This window comes from Pseudomonas sp. B13(2017) (genome assembly GCF_002113245.1).
In the GTDB taxonomy this organism is placed as follows: Bacteria; Pseudomonadota; Gammaproteobacteria; order Pseudomonadales; family Pseudomonadaceae; genus Aquipseudomonas; species Aquipseudomonas putida_Z.
In genome coordinates this window covers 1-16,869 of record NZ_NEJX01000034.1, presented here as the reverse complement: position 1 = coordinate 16,869, position 16,869 = coordinate 1, and the positions used below count along the sequence as shown (strand labels likewise).

The following is a 16,869-nucleotide window of genomic DNA, read 5'->3' as shown; positions in this document are numbered from 1 at the left end:
TCCCGCCTTTGTTTCATCTTTCGTTCGAGACTCTCCATGACCACCGTACGCACGCGTATCGCGCCATCGCCTACCGGCGACCCCCATGTCGGCACCGCCTACATCGCCCTGTTCAACTACTGCTTTGCCAAGCAGCACGGCGGTGAGTTCATCCTGCGCATCGAAGACACCGACCAACTGCGCTCCACGCGCGAGTCGGAACAGCAGATCTTCGATGCCCTGCGCTGGCTCGGCATCGAATGGAACGAAGGCCCGGACGTCGGCGGCCCGCACGGCCCGTACCGGCAGAGCGAGCGTGGCGAGATCTACGCCAGGTACGCCAAGGAGCTGGTTGACGCCGGCCATGCCTTCTACTGCTTCTGCACCGCCGAAGAGCTGGAGCAGATGCGCGCCGAGCAGCAAGCCCGTGGCGAAACCCCGCGCTACGACGGCCGCGCGCTGCTGCTGAGCGCCGAGGAAGTGCAGCGCCGCCTGGACGCTGGCGAGCCGCACGTGATCCGCATGAAAGTGCCGAGCGAAGGCGTGTGCGTGGTACCGGACATGCTGCGTGGCGATGTCGAGATCCCGTGGGACCGCATGGACATGCAGGTGCTGATGAAGAACGACGGCCTGCCGACGTACTTCCTGGCCAACGTGGTCGACGACCATCTGATGGGCATCACCCACGTGCTGCGCGGCGAAGAGTGGCTGCCATCGGCACCCAAGCTGATCAAGCTGTACGAATACTTCGGCTGGGAACAGCCCAAGCTGTGCTACATGCCGCTGCTGCGTAACCCGGACAAGTCCAAGCTGTCCAAGCGCAAGAACCCGACCTCGGTGACTTTCTACGAGCGCATGGGCTTCATGCCCGAGGCGATGCTCAACTACCTGGGCCGCATGGGCTGGTCGATGCCGGACGAGCGCGAGAAGTTCTCGCTGGCCGAGATGGTCGAGCACTTCGACCTGTCGCGTATCTCGCTGGGCGGCCCGATCTTCGACATCGAGAAGCTGTCCTGGCTGAACGGCCAGTGGCTGCGCGAACTGCCGGTCGAGGAGTTCGCCGCGCGCCTGCAGAAATGGGCGTTCAACAGCGACTACATGATGAAGATCGCCCCGCACGTGCAGGGCCGGGTGGAAACCTTCAGCCAGGTTGCCCCGCTGGGCGGGTTCTTCTTCGAAGGCGCGCTGAAGCTGGACGCCAAGCTGTTCGAAAGCAAGAAACTGTCGGCCGACCAGGTACGCCAGGTGATCCAGCTGATCCTGTGGAAGCTCGAAAGCCTGCGTCAGTGGGAAAAGGAGCGCATCACCGGTTGCATCCAGGCGGTGGTCGAGGCGCTGGAGCTGAAGCTGCGTGACGCCATGCCGCTGATGTTTGCCGCCATTACCGGCCAGGCCAGCTCGGTTTCGGTACTGGACGCCATGGAAATCCTTGGCCCGGACCTGACCCGCTACCGCCTGCGCCAGGCCCTGGACCTTCTGGGTGGTGTGTCGAAGAAAGAAAACAAAGAGTGGGAAAAGCTGCTGGCCTCCATCGCCTGACGGCGTTCCCCAGGCTTTAGGCGCAACTGTCTAAAAGTCTGTGCAATCTTTGTGGGAGCGGGCATGCCCGCGAACACCGGCAAAGCCGGTGCCATCCACCGCGTCGCCTGTTTCGCGGGCGCGCCCGCTCCCACAGGCCGCTCCCCCAGACCATTTACTGAGGGCAAGTGGCTTGACTCAGCAGGGCAGGGCGGTAAGTGATTGTTATCTGTGAAAAATTTTTTGAATATTTTGAAAAATTCGTTTGACAGCCCTGCAATCCGATCTTAATATGCGCCCCGTCCACAGCGATGAACGAAAACGAAATGACAGGCACCCAGCCAGCGCTTCGGTTCAGAGCGACATTGTGGGGCTATAGCTCAGCTGGGAGAGCGCCTGCATGGCATGCAGGAGGTCAGCGGTTCGATCCCGCTTAGCTCCACCAAATTCCGTCTGGCAGCCAAGGCTGTCGGGCAAGACCGGGTCCAGCAATCGGGTCTTGAAGGTAAGAAGGTTCGTCCCCTTCGTCTAGTGGCCTAGGACACCGCCCTTTCACGGCGGTAACAGGGGTTCGAGTCCCCTAGGGGACGCCAGTTTTGCACAAGCGATGTTTCAGGATGTCGCTGGGCCGAGAGGCTAGAAATCCGGGGCTATAGCTCAGCTGGGAGAGCGCCTGCATGGCATGCAGGAGGTCAGCGGTTCGATCCCGCTTAGCTCCACCAATTTTTGCCGCGATTCGCGTTAGCGGATCGGCACGAAGGTTACGTCCCCTTCGTCTAGTGGCCTAGGACACCGCCCTTTCACGGCGGTAACAGGGGTTCGAGTCCCCTAGGGGACGCCACTTTTCCTGCGTTTTGCAGGGCTTTAAAGGCTCGTCGATTACTGATGAGCCTTTTGTTTCGGGGCTATAGCTCAGCTGGGAGAGCGCCTGCATGGCATGCAGGAGGTCAGCGGTTCGATCCCGCTTAGCTCCACCATTTCTGCCGCGGTTCGCGCAAGCGGATCGGCACGAAGGTTACGTCCCCTTCGTCTAGTGGCCTAGGACACCGCCCTTTCACGGCGGTAACAGGGGTTCGAGTCCCCTAGGGGACGCCACTTTTCCTGCGTTTTGCAGGGCTTTAAAGGCTCGTCGATTACTGATGAGCCTTTTGTTTCGGGGCTATAGCTCAGCTGGGAGAGCGCCTGCATGGCATGCAGGAGGTCAGCGGTTCGATCCCGCTTAGCTCCACCATTTCTGCCGCGGTTCGCGCAAGCGGATCGGCACGAAGGTTACGTCCCCTTCGTCTAGTGGCCTAGGACACCGCCCTTTCACGGCGGTAACAGGGGTTCGAGTCCCCTAGGGGACGCCACGTTTACCCGCGTTTTGCGGGACTTTTAAGGCTCATTCGATTATTGAATGGGCCTTTTGTTTTTCTTCCCTACTCAAAATTTCGCGACCGACAGGCGGCTGCAGATTCTGCTTGCCAAAAAATATTATGCGAATAATATTTCGATCATCATATTTTGATCGGCGAGTGGCCTGATGAGCGACAAGAAGAGCAGAACCCGCGAACGCATCCTCGAGGCGGCGCGAAGTGCGCTGATCCAGCATGGCCCGGCCGAGCCTAGCGTCAGCCAGGTCATGGGGGCGGCAGGCCTGACCGTCGGTGGCTTCTACGCCCATTTCGACAGCAAGGACGAGTTGATGCTCGAAGCGTTCCGTCAGTTGCTGGGCGAGCGCCGCGCCTTGCTCGCGCAGATCGACCCCAGCCTGGATGGCGCCGGGCGGCGGGCGCTGGCCAGTGCCTTCTACCTGTCGCGCAAGCACCGTGATGCCGAAGTGCATGCCTGCCCGCTGCCCAACTCGCTGGGCGAGATGCAGCGCCTGCCGGAGGCCTTCCGCGAGGTGCTGGCAGAGCACATCGAGTTGATGGCAGCCGCCATGGTCGACCGCCCCGAGGATGCCGACAAGGCCTTGGCTGACCTTGCCCTGATGGTTGGCGGCCTGGCGCTGGCCCGTGCCCTGGGTACCAGCGAGCTGTCTGATCGTATTCTGCGCGCCGCCAAATCGGCGGTGCTTTAACCCTGGAGCATGGCGATGACTACCCTGAGCTGGATTCGTGGTGTCAATGGCACCCTGGGCCGCCTGGCCCCCGAGCACGTCGCGGGCAAGATGCGCCGTGCCTTCATGACCCCGCGCAACCTGCCGCCACGGGATTGGGAGTTGCCCGTGCTGGCCAGCGCCGAGCGCATCACCCTGCGCTTCGGCTTGTCGGCCTTGCGCTGGGGCAAGGGGCCGACCGTGTTGCTGATGCACGGCTGGGAAGGGCGCCCGACCCAGTTTGCCGCGTTGATCGAAACCTTGGTCCAGGCCGGGCATACCGTGGTATCGCTGGAGGGGCCGGGGCATGGGCGTTCGCCCGGCGAGCAGGCAAATGTGGTGCTGTTTGCCCGAGCGCTGCTGGAGGCTGCCGCCGAACTGCCGCCGCTGCGCGCGGTTATTGGCCATTCCATGGGCGGCGCCAGTGTATTGCTGGCCCTGCAGATGGGGCTGCGCACAGAGGCAGCGGTCAGCATTGCCGCTCCGGCGCGGCTGTTGGGCGTACTGCGTGGCTTTGCCCATCGCCTGGGGCTTCCAGCGCGGGCGCGGGCGGCATTCATCCGCCAGGTGGAGCGGGATGTGGGCATGCAGATTGCGCGGCTGGATGTGACGGGTTACCAGCTGGAGTTGCCTGGGCTGGTGGTGCATGCCGCCGATGATGCGTTGGTGGCAGCCGATGAGGCCCAGGTCATCCACAAGGCCTGGTTCGATAGCCGCCTGATGCTGCTGGAGGCGGGTGGTCACCAGCGGGTGTTGTCCGATCCGCGTCTGAGTGCAGCGGTGCTGGAGCTGCTGGCCCGGGCTGGTGCGCCAGCGCGGCAAAGTGCCTGATGATGTTGCCTGTACTGGCCTCATCGCCGGCAAGCCAGCTCCCACAGGTACAGCGCAAGCCTTTGAACCAGCGCAGACCCTGTGGGAGCCGGCTTGCCGGCGATGAGGCCGGTAAATCCTCCACAAGGGCTGGACTTTTTTCTGCAGGGCCCTGCTAAATCCACTTTTGCTCCAAGGAAGCGAACATGAGCTGGGACCTGGCAACACCTTTCGTCATCGACCTGCGCGTCGGCAGCGAGGATATCGACGGCCTTGGCCACGCCAACAACGCGGTCTACGTCACCTGGCTGGAGCGCTGCGCCTGGCGCCACTCCCAGCGCCTGGGCCTGGACCTGGCCGAATATCGCCGGCTGGACCGGGCCATGGCCGTGGTGCGCCACGAAATCGACTACCTGGCCGCTGCCTACGAGGACGACGAGCTGCAACTGGCCACCTGGATCATCGACTGGGACCAGCGCCTGCGCATGACCCGGCGCTTCCAGCTCAAGCGCCCGCGCGACGGCGTGACCTTGCTGCGCGCCCAGACCACCTTTGCCTGTATCGAGCTGTCCAGCGGCAAGCCCAGGCGCATGCCGGTGGAGTTCCTCGACGGTTACGGCCCGGCGCTGATCGGCGCCTGAAACACCGGCAATTTTTGTTAGACTGCCGGCTTTTTCCGCCGAGACCCCGACATGCAAATTGCCCTGGCCCCCATGGAGGGGCTGGTCGACAACATCCTGCGCGACGTGCTGACCCGCGTGGGCGGTATCGACTGGTGCGTCACCGAGTTCATTCGCGTGTGCGACCGCCTGCTGCCGCCTTCCTCGTTCGACAAGCTGGCACCCGAGTTGCGCAATGGCGCGCGGACTGCCGCAGGGGTGCCCATGCGTGTGCAGCTGTTGGGCTCGGACCCTGTGTGCCTGGCGGAAAATGCCGCGCTGGCCTGCGAGTTGGGCGCACCGGTGATCGACCTGAACTTTGGTTGCCCGGCCAAGACCGTGAACAAGTCGCGTGGTGGAGCGGTGCTGCTCAAGGAGCCGGAGCTGCTGCACGCCATTGTGCGAGAGGTGCGCCGTGCCGTGCCGGCGCATATCCCGGTCACCTCGAAGATGCGCCTGGGTTTTGACAGCCCCGATGGCGCGCTGGAGTGTGCCACGGCGCTGGCCGAAGGCGGCTCGGCGCACCTGGTGGTGCATGCGCGGACCAAGGTCGAGGGCTACAAGCCGCCGGCCCACTGGGAGTGGGTGGCGCGGGTGCAGGATGTGGTCAAGGTACCGGTGTTCGCCAATGGCGAGATCTGGACCGTGGACGACTGGCGGCGCTGTCGTGAGGTCAGTGGTGCCGAAGACATCATGCTGGGCCGTGGGCTGGTTTCGCGCCCCGACCTGGGGCTGCAGATTGCCGCGGCGCGTGACGGGCGGGAGTACCAGCCGATGAGCTGGGACGACCTGCTGCCGTTGCTGCGCGAATTCTGGCGCCAGGCCCAGGCCAAGTTGTCGCCGCGCTATGCGCCGGGGCGGATGAAGCAGTGGCTTGCGATGCTGACCCGCAGTTATCCCGAAGCGGTTGTGCTGTTTGCCGAGTTGCGGCGGGAAGATGACTGTGCGCGGATCAGCAGGTTGCTGGGGGTTGAGGTGGCTTCCTTCGAAGCTTGTGTTGCCTGATCCGGCCCTTTCGCGGGCTCGCCCGCTCCCACAGGGGCCTCACGGATTCTGAGCCCTGTGCAGTACCTGTGGGAGCGGGCGTGCCCGCGAAGAGGCCATCAAATCCAATGCAGGAATCCAGATTTTTTCTGCTCCCCCCTTGAAAGCATTTCCCTCGGCCATATCTCTTGAGTACGCGATGCCGAAGTCGGGTCGCGTAATGACTTACTTGCTGAATCTCAGGAGTTCATGACCATGACCACCGCTTTCTCTCTCGCTCCACTGTTCCGCCATTCCGTTGGTTTCGACCGTTTCAACGACCTGTTCGAATCCGCGGCACGTAACGAGGCTGGTAGCAGCTACCCGCCCTACAACGTGGAAAAGCATGGCGATGACCACTACCGCATCGTGGTTGCTGCAGCCGGTTTCCAGGAAGAGGACCTCGACCTGCAGGTTGAAAAAGGTGTCCTGACCGTGACCGGTGGCAAGCGCGACAATGGCGCTGCTGAAGTGACCTACCTGCATCAGGGTATCGCGCAGCGCGCCTTCAAGCTGTCGTTCCGCCTGGCCGACCATATCGAAGTCAAGGCCGCCGGCCTGGCCAATGGCCTGCTCAGCATCGACCTGCTGCGCATCGTGCCTGAAGAAGCCAAGGCCAAGCGCATTCCGATCAATGGCGACAAGCCAGCGCTGAACTGATCGTGTAGAGGTGAAAAAGGGCACCCCCAGGGGTGCCCTTTTTTGTTGTAGCTGTTTTGTTAAAAACCGGAAGCTGGCGCGATCACTGTGGGAGCGGGCATGCCCGCGAAGCAGGCGACGCGGTGGATGGCACCGGCTGCGCCGGTGTTCGCGGGCATGCCCGCTCCCACAGGTTCTGCGCGCGGTTTCAGTAATCCGCCGGCGCCTCCAGCAACATCTGCCGGAACTCCGGCAACGGCAGCGGCCGGCTGTGCAAGTACCCTTGGTACAGGTGGCACCCCAGCCGTTCCAGGAACTCCAGCTGTTCGGTCAGCTCCACCCCTTCGGCAATCACCGCCAGGTCCAGGCTGCGGGCCATGGCGACGATGGCGCGGACGATTTCGGCGTCATTGGGGTCCACCGGTGCATCACGCACGAAGGTCTGGTCGATCTTCAGCGCATCCACCGGCAGGCGCTTCAGGTAGGTCAGCGAGGAGTAGCCGGTGCCGAAGTCATCCATGGCAAAGCTCACCCCGTAGCGCTTCAGCTCGCGCATCTTGCTGATGGTGTCTTCCAGGTTCTGGATGACGATGCCTTCGGTAATTTCCAGCTTGAGCATCTGCCGTGGCAGGCGGTAATCGTCCAGGCTGCGCAGTACCCGCCCGACAAAGTCGTTCTGGCGGAACTGCCGTGGGCTGATGTTCACGCACAGGCTGAAATCATCGGCGTCGATCAGCCCGTCGCCGAGCATGCGCGCGCAGGCATCGCAAGCTTCGTCGAGGATCCAGCTGCCAACTTCCAGGATCAGGCCGCTTTCTTCCAGCACCTGAATGAATTGCGCGGGCGGCTGCTGACCCAGTTGCGGATGGTGCCAGCGCAGCAGTACCTCGGCGCCGACGATGCGGTTGTCGCGGGCATCCACCTGTGGCTGGAAGTGCAGCGCCAGCTCGCCGCGGGCCAGGGCCAGGCGCAGGTCGTTTTCCATGCGCAGGCGCTCGCTGGCAGCCTTCTGCATGGTGGTATGGAACAGCTGGGTGGTGTTGCGCCCGGAGTCCTTGGCCCGGTACAGGGCGATATCGGCACGCTTGAGCAGGTCGGCCGGGGTGGCGCCGTGGTCAGGGATCAGCGCCACGCCGATGCTGGGTGTCACCTGCAGGCGCTGGCCGTCCAGCGACATCGGCTCGGCCAGCAGTTCGCGCAGGGTGTCGGCCAGCCCGCGGACTTTCTCTTCGACCAGCTCGCGGCTGCCTTCCAGGCCGCTGAGCAATACCACGAACTCGTCGCCACCCAGGCGCGCCACGGTGTCTTCCAGGCGCACGCTGGCTTCCAGCCGTGCGGTGATGATCTTCAGCACCGTGTCGCCCACCGGGTGGCCCAGCGAGTCGTTGATGTGCTTGAAGTGGTCGAGGTCAAGGAACAGCAGGGCGCCGCGCAGGTTGTGGCGCCTGAGCAGGGCGATCTGCTGGCTCAGGCGGTCCATCAGCAGGGCACGGTTGGGCAGGTTGGTCAGCGGGTCGTGGTAGGCCAGGTGGCGAATCTGTGCCTGGGCGTTCTTCAGCTGGCTGACATCGCGGGCGGTCAGCAGCAGGCAGTCCACCTCGTTGAGGGTGATCGGCTCCACCGACACCTCCACGGTAAGGATATCGCCACGCTTGTTGCGCCCCAGCATCTCGCGGTGGTGCACCCGGCCACGCTCGCGCAACTCGGCCAGCAGGGCGCTGCGCTGCTTGTCGTCGGCCCAGATGCCGATCTCGTACACCGTGCGGCCGACCACGTCGGCGGCGTTGTAGCCGGTCAGGCGGCAGAAACCGTCGTTGATTTCCAGGTAGCGACCGCTATAGCGTTCGGTGATGGTGATGGCGTCAGGGCTGGAGTGGAAGGCCTTGGCAAACTTCTCCTCGCTGGACTTCAGCGCCGCCTCGGCGCGCTGCTGCTGGGTGATGTCGCGCAGGGTGGTAACACTGCAAGGCTGGTCATCGACGGTGATGAGGCGGCTGGAAATCACGCAGGTCAGCGGTGCGCCATTGCGGTGGTTGACCACCACGGCGACGTTGCTCAGGGCCTGCTCGCGGATGACCCGCTCGATGCGTTGCGCGCGCTCGACTGACTCCGCCCACAGGCCGATTTCCTCGGCAGTGCGGCCGATCACCTGATCGGTGCCCCAGCCGAAGGTCTGGGTGAACGCCGGATTGATCTCGATGAACTGGCCAGTGTCCTGGCGAGTGACGCAGATCGGGTCGGGGCTGACCTGGAACAGGCTGGCGAACTTCTCTTCCGAGGCGCTCAGGCGCTGTTCGCGTTCCACCTGGTCGGTGATGTCGAGCAAGGTGCCAGCCATGCGCAGCGGGTTGCCCTGCTCGTCGCGGTACAGCCGGGCGCGGCTTTCGATGTAGCGCGAGATGCCGTTCTCCAGTTGTACCCGGTAGGTGATCTGGTAGTTGCCGGCAGGCCCTTCGCGCAGGCTGCGGTAGGCCTGGCGCATCGAGTTGCGCTCCTGCTCCGGTACCCCTTCGAAAAACGCGTCGAACGATTCGTGAAAGGGAATGGGCGGCAGGCCGTGCAGCTGTGCGGCCCGGGCCGAGCCGTAGAGCATGCCGCTGGGGATATGCCAGTCCCAGGTGCCCAGCTGTGCCGAGTCCAGGGCCAGGTCCAGGCGCTCCTGGCTGTCCTTCAGGGCCTGCTCGGCGCGCTTGCGTTCGGTAGTGTCGACGAAGGTGCTGATCAGATAGGTCACGCCTTCCAGCTCGATGCCCTGGGTGCAGAGGATGCCGTCATGCACCTTGCCGCTGATGGCGCGGAACTGCACCTCGAGGATCAGCGGGCCACTGTTGGCCCGGGTCGATTCCAGCATCTGGTGGCGTTGTTCGGGGTTGACCCACAGGCCCAGTTCCAGGCTGGTCTTGCCGATCACCTGGCTGCCGGGCCAGCCGAACATGTCTTCGAAGTGCTGGTTGACCTCGAAAATCATGCCGTCGTGGCGGCGGGTGAGCAAAATGGCATTGGGGCTGAGGTGGAACAGGGTGGCGAAGCGTTTTTCCGAATTGATCAGCGCCGTTTCCCGCTCGCGTTGGCGGGTGATTTCACGGATCACCCCGATCATCTGCGGCCGGCCGTTCGGGTCGTGGGTCAGGCTGCCGTTGATCTCCAGCCAGTGCAGGCTGCCGTCCGGCCAGCGGATACGGTGGCGCATGGCCTGTTCTACCGGTTCGCCGTTGAACACTGCCTGAAACACCTGGCGTGTACGCGCGCGGTCTTCCTCGGGCAGCAGGTCGAGGTAGTCGACATCGGCGGGGAGCGGGCGCTGCGGGTCGAAGCCGAACAGGGCCTGGGTGCCCCGTGACCAGCTGACCCGGCCGCTTTCGATATCCCATAGCCAGGCCCCCAGCCGCGCGCCGTTCAGCGCGGCGAGCAATTGCGGGGCGTTCTGCCAGGCCTGCTCGGACTCCTGAGGGTCGGCCGCAGGTATGCGCGGCAGGCGCAAAAAGCGATTCGCTGATTTGGGCATCGGTACCAGACCTTTGGCGTGTGACGCGTCCTTGGAGGTGGCAATACCGGGCTGACGACCGGTCAGGCGGGCCCTGCGTGGCTGTCGAGCAGGGCCATGAATGCCCTGGCCGCGTTCGATAGCGTACGCTCCGTGTGCAAAATGTAGCCTAGCTGGCGCGACAGCTGTATGCCCGGCAAGGCGATGGGTGCAACCTGTTCGTCGAGCATGGTGCGCGGCAGCACGCTCCAGGCCAGGCCGATCGACACCATCATCTTGATGGTTTCCAGATAGTTGGTGCTCATGGCGATGTTCGGCGTCAGGCCCTGGCTTTCGAACAGGCGCTGGACAATATGGTGGGTAAAGGTGTTGCCGCCGGGGAACACGGCCGGGTGGCGGGCGACGTCGGCCAGGCTGACCGTATGGTTGTTGGCCAGCGGGTGCTCGGGGGCGGCGACGAAGTCCAGGGCGTCGTCCCACACCGGCACGGCCTTGACCAGGTGGTGCGGCTCGGGCGCCAGGGTGATCACGGCAATCTCGGCGCGGCCATGGAGGATTTCGTCGTAGGCCTGTTCCGAATCCATGAACTGAATATCCAGCGCCACTGCCGGGTATTCCCGAGTGAAAGCCCGCAGCAGCGGGGGAAGGCGGTGCAAGCCGATATGGTGGCTGGTGGCAAGGGTCAGCCGACCACTCACTTCCCCGGTCAAATTGGTCAGTGCGCGCCGGGTATCATCAAGGACGTTGAGGATCTGGTAGGCGCGGGGCAGCAAGGCGCGGCCGGCCTCGGTCAGGGTCACCTCGCGGCCCAGCCGGTCGAACAGGCGCACATCCAGTTGCTGTTCCAGCCCGGCGATGCGCTTGCTGACGGCCGGTTGGGTCAGGAACAGGCGGTCGGCCGCCCCGGAAAAGCTACCGGTTTCGGCTATCGCGATGAAGGCGCTAAGGTTCGCCAGATCCATGGGGTTGTATTCCTGTTGGTTATCCAAAGCATAAAAATTATGAATTTGAGTTATTCAATTTAACCCCCTAGCATCGACCGCACAAGCCAAGGGGTCTTTGGCATAGAAAGACGCTGATGAGGAACAGTCTGATGGCTGGCAAAACGCTCTACGACAAACTCTGGGAAGCCCATGAGGTCAAGCGCCGTGATGACGGCTCGTCCTTGATCTACATCGACCGTCACATCATCCACGAAGTGACGTCGCCCCAGGCCTTCGAAGGCCTGCGCCTGGCCAACCGCAAACCCTGGCGCATCGACACCAACATCGCCACGCCGGACCACAACGTGCCGACCACGCCAGAGCGCAAGGGCGGTATCGAGGCCATCGTCGACCAGGTGTCGCGCCTGCAGGTGCAGACCCTCGACGAGAACTGTGACGAATACGGCATCGTCGAATTCAAGATGAATGACGAGCGTCAAGGCATCGTCCATGTCATCAGCCCGGAGCAGGGTGCCACCTTGCCTGGCATGACCGTGGTCTGCGGTGACTCGCACACCTCCACCCACGGCGCCTTCGGTGCCCTGGCGCACGGCATCGGCACCTCCGAAGTAGAGCACGTGCTCGCTACCCAGTGCCTGGTCGCCAAGAAGATGAAGAACATGCTGGTGCGCGTGGAAGGCCAGTTGCCTGCCGGCGTTACCGCCAAGGACATCGTCCTGGCCGTGATCGGCAAGATCGGTACTGCCGGTGGTAACGGCCACGCCATGGAATTTGCTGGCAGCGCCATCCGCGAATTGTCGATGGAAGGCCGCATGACCATCTGCAACATGTCCATCGAAGCCGGTGCCCGCGTAGGCCTGGTGGCGGTGGACGACACCACCGTTGCCTATGTCGAAGGCCGCCCGTACGCGCCGAAGGGCGAGCAGTGGAAGCAGGCGGTCGAAGCCTGGAAAGGCCTTGTTTCCGACGCTGATGCGGTGTTCGACACCGTGGTCGAGCTCGACGCTGCGCAAATCAAGCCGCAGGTCAGCTGGGGCACTTCGCCGGAGATGGTCCTCGCCGTCGACCAGCGCGTGCCGGACCCGGCTGCCGAGCCTGACTTGATCAAGCGTGGTTCGATCGAGCGTGCCCTCAAGTACATGGGCCTCGCCGCCAACCAGGCGATCACCGATATCAAGCTCGACCGCGTATTCATCGGCTCGTGCACCAACTCGCGCATCGAAGACCTGCGCGCCGCCGCCGAAATCGCCAAGGGCCGCAAGGTCGCTGCCAACGTCAAGCAGGCGCTGGTGGTGCCTGGCTCGGGCCTGGTCAAGGCCCAGGCCGAGCGTGAAGGCCTGGACAAGATCTTCCTCGAGGCCGGTTTCGAATGGCGTGAACCAGGCTGCTCGATGTGCCTGGCGATGAACCCGGACCGCCTGGAGAGCGGCGAGCACTGCGCGTCCACCTCCAACCGCAACTTCGAAGGCCGTCAGGGTGCCGGTGGCCGTACCCACCTGGTCAGCCCGGCCATGGCCGCCGCCGCCGCGGTGACCGGCCACTTCATCGATGTCCGCGAGTTGATCCAAGGGAGCGCAGCATGAAAGCCTTTACCCAGCACACTGGCCTCGTCGCGCCGTTGGACCGTGCCAACGTCGACACCGACCAGATCATCCCCAAGCAGTTTTTGAAGTCGATCAAGCGCACCGGCTTCGGCCCCAACCTTTTCGACGAGTGGCGTTACCTGGATGTGGGCCAGCCTTACCAGGACAACAGCAAGCGCCCGCTGAACAAGGAATTCGTGCTCAACCACGAACGCTACCAGGGTGCCAGCGTGTTGCTGGCGCGGGAGAACTTCGGTTGCGGCTCCAGCCGTGAGCACGCCCCATGGGCGCTGGACGAGTACGGCTTCCGCAGCGTGATCGCGCCGAGCTTTGCCGACATCTTCTTCAACAACAGCTTCAAGAACGGCTTGCTGCCGATCATCCTCAGCGACGAGGAAGTCGACGAGCTGTTCAAGCAGGTCGAAGCCATTCCGGGCTATCAGCTGACCATCGACCTGCAGGCGCAGGCGGTGACCCGTCCGGATGGCAAGGTGCTGCACTTCGAGATCGATGCGTTCCGCAAGCACTGCCTGCTCAACGGCCTGGACGACATTGGCCTGACCCTGCAGGACAGCGATGCGATCAAGGCCTTCGAAGGCAAGCACCGCGCCGGGCAGCCTTGGCTGTTCCGGGATGCCTGAATGATTTAGTTGGGTTTGCTGGCCTCATCGCCGGCAAGCCAGCTCCCACAGGAACTCCACAGGTCTGAAGGCTGTAGGTTCTCTGTGGGAGCTGGCTTGCCGGCGATAGGGCCAGTAGAGACAACCCGAAACCAGAAGGATCGAGACATGACCAGCACCCAGCACACCGATGTGGTCCAACGCCAGTTCGGCGAACAGGCCAGCGCCTACCTCAGCAGCGCTGTGCACGCCCAGGGCAGTGAATTCGCCCTGCTGCAGGCCGCGCTGGCGGGGCAGGGCCATGCCCGCGTGCTGGACCTGGGCTGCGGCGCCGGTCATGTCAGCTTCCACGTCGCTCCGTTGGTCGCCGAAGTGGTCGCCTACGACCTCTCGCAGGCCATGCTCGACGTGGTCGCCAGTGCCGCCGCCGAGCGCGGCCTGGCCAATATCACCACCGAGCGCGGTGCCGCCGAACGCCTGCCGTTCGCCGACGCTTCGTTCGACTTCGTCTTCAGCCGCTACTCGGCCCACCACTGGAGCGACCTGGGCCTGGCCCTGCGCGAAGTGCGCCGGGTGCTCAAGCCGGGTGGCGTGGCAGCGTTCATCGACGTGATGTCGCCGGGCAGCCCGCTGCTCGATACCTACCTGCAAACGGTCGAAGTACTGCGCGACACCAGCCACGTGCGCGATTATTCCGCCGCCGAATGGCAACGCCAGGTCAGCGAGGCTGGCCTGCATGTACGCAGCCACACCCGCCAGCCGCTGCGCCTGGAGTTTTCCAGCTGGGTCGAGCGCATGCGCACCCCCGAGCCAATGCGCGTGGCAATTCGCCAATTGCAGCAAGCCATGGGTGAAGAAGTACGGCAGTATTACCAGATCGAGGCCGATGGTTCGTTCAGCACCGATGTGCTGGTGTTGTGGGCCGAGCGTTAAGAACTTTTCGGTGGGGCCCGCTTGGCCGCACCGCGTGATTGGATAGAGGAAAGCATGAGCAAGCAGATTCTGATTCTCCCAGGTGACGGTATCGGCCCGGAAATCATGGCCGAGGCGGTCAAGGTGCTGGAGCTGGCCAACGACAAGTTCCAGCTCGGCTTCAGCCTGGAGCATGACGTGATCGGTGGCGCCGCCATCGACAAGCACGGCGTGCCGCTGGCCGACGAGACCCTGGAGCGTGCGCGCAAGGCCGATGCCGTGCTGCTGGGCGCCGTGGGCGGGCCGAAGTGGGACAAGATCGAGCGTGACATCCGCCCCGAGCGCGGCCTGCTGAAAATCCGTTCGCAACTGGGCCTGTTCGCCAACCTGCGCCCGGCCATCCTCTACCCGCAACTGGCCGATGCCTCGTCGCTCAAGCCAGAGATCGTTTCCGGCCTGGACATCCTCATCGTCCGTGAGCTGACCGGCGGTATCTACTTCGGTGCCCCGCGTGGCCAGCGCGAGCTGGAAAACGGCGAGCGCCAGGCCTACGACACCCTGCCGTACAGCGAAAGCGAAGTGCGCCGCATCGCCCGTGTCGGCTTCGACATGGCCCGCGTGCGTGGCAAGAAGCTGTGCTCGGTGGACAAGGCCAACGTCCTGGCTTCCAGCCAGCTTTGGCGTGAAGTTGTAGAGGACGTGGCCAAGGACTACCCGGATGTGGAACTGAGCCACATGTACGTCGACAACGCTGCCATGCAGCTGGTGCGCGCGCCCAAGCAGTTCGATGTGATGGTGACCGACAACATGTTCGGTGACATTCTGTCGGATGAGGCTTCCATGCTGACCGGTTCCATCGGCATGCTGCCTTCGGCGTCGCTGGATGCCGACAACAAGGGCATGTACGAGCCGTGCCACGGCTCGGCACCGGACATCGCAGGCCTTGGCATCGCCAACCCGCTGGCGACCATCCTGTCGGTGTCGATGATGCTGCGTTACAGCTTCAATCAGTCGGCTGCCGCCGAGGCGATCGAGAAGGCCGTGAGCCTGGTCCTGGACCAGGGCCTGCGCACCGGCGACATCTTCTCGGAAGGCTGCCGCAAAGTTGGTACGCAGGAAATGGGCGACGCAGTAGTCGCAGCGCTGCGGAATCTGTAATCTCTCTGGCCCGCCACCCAAAATTCCCGGTGGCGGCCCACTTTTAGCAAAGGTGTAGTTGCGATGAAACGTGTAGGTCTGATCGGTTGGCGCGGTATGGTCGGTTCCGTGCTCATGCAGCGGATGCTGGAGGAGCAGGATTTCGACCTCATCGAGCCGGTGTTCTTCACCACCTCCAATGTTGGCGGCCAGGGCCCGAACGTGGGCAAGGATACAGCTCCGCTCAAGGACGCTTATTCGATTGAAGAACTCAAGACCCTCGACGTGATCCTGACCTGCCAGGGCGGCGACTACACCAACGAGGTCTTCCCCAAGCTGCGTGAAGCCGGCTGGCAGGGTTACTGGATCGACGCCGCCTCGTCCCTGCGCATGCAGGATGACGCGGTGATCATCCTCGACCCGGTCAACCGCAAGGTCATCGACCAGCAGCTGGACGCGGGTACCAAGAACTACATCGGCGGCAACTGCACCGTCAGCCTGATGCTGATGGGCCTGGGTGGCCTGTTCGAAGCCGGCCTGGTCGAGTGGATGAGCGCCATGACCTACCAGGCGGCCTCGGGTGCCGGCGCGCAGAACATGCGCGAGCTGATCAAGCAGATGGGTGCTACCCATGCTGCCGTTGCCGATGACCTGGCCAACCCGGCCAGCGCCATCCTCGACATCGACCGCAAGGTTGCCGAGACCATGCGCAGCGAAGCCTTCCCGACCGAGAACTTTGGCGTGCCGCTGGCTGGCAGCCTGATCCCGTGGATCGACAAGGAACTGCCGAACGGCCAGAGCCGTGAAGAGTGGAAGGCCCAGGCCGAGACCAACAAGATCCTCGGCCGCTTCAAGAGCCCGATCCCGGTCGACGGCATCTGCGTGCGCATCGGCGCCATGCGTTGCCACAGCCAGGCGCTGACCATCAAGCTGAACAAGGACGTGCCGCTGGCCGACATCGAAGGCATGATCAGCCAGCACAACCCTTGGGTGAAGCTGGTGCCTAACCAGCGTGAAATCAGCATGCAGGAGCTGAGCCCGACCAAGGTTACCGGCACCCTGAACATCCCGGTTGGTCGTCTGCGCAAGCTGAACATGGGCTCCCAGTACCTGGGCGCGTTCACCGTAGGTGACCAGCTGTTGTGGGGCGCGGCCGAGCCGCTGCGTCGCATGCTGCGGATTCTGCTGGAGCGTTGATCGTTCCGGTCTGACCGAAAACCCGCGCTGGTGACAGCGCGGGTTTTTTTATTTCCGATCCATCCCGGCCGGCCCGGCTCTTCTCTGCTTTTGCTTTTGCTTTTGCTTTTGCTTCTAGGCGCGCGATAGTTCAGGCGCCGCCGATTGCGACTTCAGGAGGCCGAGCGAAGGGACTGCGGAGGGAGGTGACGGGCATGGATGCCCGTCAAGCGCTGAGGCCCCATGGATGGGGCCTGCAGCGCGTACTCCCGGGAGCAGGCCCGTAGCGAGGGGACCCCGGAGCG

13 protein-coding genes and 8 tRNA genes are annotated in these 16,869 nt (G+C 63.6%); 19 read left to right on the top strand and 2 right to left on the bottom strand.

The window, feature by feature from the left end:
• Positions 1-36 precede the first annotated feature (36 nt).
• The 14 genes from gltX to CAG44_RS26485 all read left to right on the top strand — a co-directional run bounded on the left by gltX (position 37) and on the right by CAG44_RS26485 (position 6,729).
• Complete coding sequence (gltX, locus tag CAG44_RS26555; protein ID WP_025338230.1) at positions 37-1,518, top strand: glutamate--tRNA ligase; 1,482 nt, start codon at positions 37-39, stop codon at positions 1,516-1,518.
• Positions 1,519-1,866: 348 nt separating this feature from the next.
• Positions 1,867-1,942 (top strand) — tRNA-Ala (locus CAG44_RS26545).
• Between the two features lie 72 nt (positions 1,943-2,014).
• Positions 2,015-2,090 (top strand) — tRNA-Glu (locus tag CAG44_RS26540).
• A gap of 53 nt (positions 2,091-2,143) precedes the next feature.
• A tRNA-Ala gene (locus tag CAG44_RS26535) sits at positions 2,144-2,219 on the top strand.
• 43 nt (positions 2,220-2,262) lie between these two features.
• Positions 2,263-2,338: transfer RNA gene (locus CAG44_RS26530), tRNA-Glu, on the top strand.
• 60 nt (positions 2,339-2,398) lie between these two features.
• A tRNA-Ala gene (locus CAG44_RS26525) sits at positions 2,399-2,474 on the top strand.
• Between the two features lie 42 nt (positions 2,475-2,516).
• Positions 2,517-2,592: transfer RNA gene (locus tag CAG44_RS26520), tRNA-Glu, on the top strand.
• A 60-nt stretch (positions 2,593-2,652) separates the two neighbouring features.
• Positions 2,653-2,728: transfer RNA gene (locus tag CAG44_RS26515), tRNA-Ala, on the top strand.
• A 42-nt stretch (positions 2,729-2,770) separates the two neighbouring features.
• Positions 2,771-2,846 (top strand) — tRNA-Glu (locus CAG44_RS26510).
• A gap of 173 nt (positions 2,847-3,019) precedes the next feature.
• Positions 3,020-3,559 carry a TetR/AcrR family transcriptional regulator gene (locus CAG44_RS26505; protein WP_013971594.1) on the top strand — a complete coding sequence of 180 codons (540 nt, stop codon included), beginning with the start codon at positions 3,020-3,022 and terminating at the stop codon, positions 3,557-3,559.
• A gap of 15 nt (positions 3,560-3,574) precedes the next feature.
• A complete protein-coding gene (locus tag CAG44_RS26500; protein ID WP_085593300.1) occupies positions 3,575-4,408 on the top strand; it encodes an alpha/beta fold hydrolase in 834 nt (277 codons plus the stop codon).
• 185 nt (positions 4,409-4,593) lie between these two features.
• Positions 4,594-5,028, top strand: coding sequence for a thioesterase family protein (locus tag CAG44_RS26495; RefSeq protein ID WP_025338232.1), 435 nt, complete (start codon positions 4,594-4,596; stop codon positions 5,026-5,028).
• Positions 5,029-5,079: 51 nt separating this feature from the next.
• On the top strand, positions 5,080-6,051 hold the full coding sequence (locus tag CAG44_RS26490; RefSeq protein ID WP_085693402.1) for a tRNA-dihydrouridine synthase: 972 nt from the start codon (positions 5,080-5,082) through the stop codon (positions 6,049-6,051).
• Between the two features lie 234 nt (positions 6,052-6,285).
• On the top strand, positions 6,286-6,729 hold the full coding sequence (locus CAG44_RS26485) for an Hsp20 family protein (protein ID WP_084785084.1): 444 nt from the start codon (positions 6,286-6,288) through the stop codon (positions 6,727-6,729).
• A 187-nt stretch (positions 6,730-6,916) separates the two neighbouring features.
• Here CAG44_RS26485 and CAG44_RS26480 read toward each other — a convergent pair whose 3' ends face one another.
• Positions 6,917-10,213 (bottom strand): PAS domain S-box protein, encoded by a 3,297-nt coding sequence (locus CAG44_RS26480; RefSeq protein WP_025338234.1) that lies wholly within the window; start codon positions 10,211-10,213, stop codon positions 6,917-6,919.
• A 62-nt stretch (positions 10,214-10,275) separates the two neighbouring features.
• Complete coding sequence (locus CAG44_RS26475) at positions 10,276-11,154, bottom strand: LysR family transcriptional regulator (RefSeq protein WP_025338235.1); 879 nt, start codon at positions 11,152-11,154, stop codon at positions 10,276-10,278.
• Between the two features lie 131 nt (positions 11,155-11,285).
• On the opposite strand from CAG44_RS26475, the gene leuC reads away from it, so the two are divergent.
• The 5 genes from leuC to asd all read left to right on the top strand — a co-directional run bounded on the left by leuC (position 11,286) and on the right by asd (position 16,585).
• Complete coding sequence (leuC, locus tag CAG44_RS26470; protein WP_025338236.1) at positions 11,286-12,719, top strand: 3-isopropylmalate dehydratase large subunit; 1,434 nt, start codon at positions 11,286-11,288, stop codon at positions 12,717-12,719.
• Positions 12,716-13,360 (top strand): 3-isopropylmalate dehydratase small subunit, encoded by a 645-nt coding sequence (leuD, locus tag CAG44_RS26465; RefSeq protein ID WP_015269431.1) that lies wholly within the window; start codon positions 12,716-12,718, stop codon positions 13,358-13,360. The genes leuC and leuD overlap by 4 nt, the downstream gene beginning before the upstream one ends.
• A gap of 147 nt (positions 13,361-13,507) precedes the next feature.
• Positions 13,508-14,272, top strand: a complete 765-nt coding sequence (locus CAG44_RS26460; RefSeq protein WP_039615378.1) for a class I SAM-dependent methyltransferase — start codon at positions 13,508-13,510, stop codon at positions 14,270-14,272.
• 54 nt (positions 14,273-14,326) lie between these two features.
• Positions 14,327-15,409 (top strand): 3-isopropylmalate dehydrogenase, encoded by a 1,083-nt coding sequence (gene leuB, locus CAG44_RS26455; RefSeq protein ID WP_025338238.1) that lies wholly within the window; start codon positions 14,327-14,329, stop codon positions 15,407-15,409.
• 63 nt (positions 15,410-15,472) lie between these two features.
• Complete coding sequence (gene asd / locus CAG44_RS26450; protein WP_003260268.1) at positions 15,473-16,585, top strand: aspartate-semialdehyde dehydrogenase; 1,113 nt, start codon at positions 15,473-15,475, stop codon at positions 16,583-16,585.
• Positions 16,586-16,869: the final 284 nt, after the last annotated feature.

Excerpts from the sequence above, each read along its gene's own strand:
- CAG44_RS26460 (WP_039615378.1), top strand. The coding sequence starts at position 13,508 with ATGACCAGCACCCAGCACACCGATGTGGTCCAACGCCAGTTCGGCGAA.
- CAG44_RS26475 (WP_025338235.1), bottom strand. The coding sequence starts at position 11,154 with ATGGATCTGGCGAACCTTAGCGCCTTCATCGCGATAGCCGAAACCGGT.
- CAG44_RS26490 (WP_085693402.1), top strand. The coding sequence starts at position 5,080 with ATGCAAATTGCCCTGGCCCCCATGGAGGGGCTGGTCGACAACATCCTG.
- CAG44_RS26495 (WP_025338232.1), top strand. The coding sequence starts at position 4,594 with ATGAGCTGGGACCTGGCAACACCTTTCGTCATCGACCTGCGCGTCGGC.
- leuB (WP_025338238.1), top strand. The coding sequence starts at position 14,327 with ATGAGCAAGCAGATTCTGATTCTCCCAGGTGACGGTATCGGCCCGGAA.
- leuD (WP_015269431.1), top strand. The coding sequence starts at position 12,716 with ATGAAAGCCTTTACCCAGCACACTGGCCTCGTCGCGCCGTTGGACCGT.
- CAG44_RS26505 (WP_013971594.1), top strand. The coding sequence starts at position 3,020 with ATGAGCGACAAGAAGAGCAGAACCCGCGAACGCATCCTCGAGGCGGCG.
- leuC (WP_025338236.1), top strand. The coding sequence starts at position 11,286 with ATGGCTGGCAAAACGCTCTACGACAAACTCTGGGAAGCCCATGAGGTC.
- asd (WP_003260268.1), top strand. The coding sequence starts at position 15,473 with ATGAAACGTGTAGGTCTGATCGGTTGGCGCGGTATGGTCGGTTCCGTG.
- CAG44_RS26500 (WP_085593300.1), top strand. The coding sequence starts at position 3,575 with ATGACTACCCTGAGCTGGATTCGTGGTGTCAATGGCACCCTGGGCCGC.
- gltX (WP_025338230.1), top strand. The coding sequence starts at position 37 with ATGACCACCGTACGCACGCGTATCGCGCCATCGCCTACCGGCGACCCC.
- CAG44_RS26485 (WP_084785084.1), top strand. The coding sequence starts at position 6,286 with ATGACCACCGCTTTCTCTCTCGCTCCACTGTTCCGCCATTCCGTTGGT.
- CAG44_RS26480 (WP_025338234.1), bottom strand. The coding sequence starts at position 10,213 with ATGCCCAAATCAGCGAATCGCTTTTTGCGCCTGCCGCGCATACCTGCG.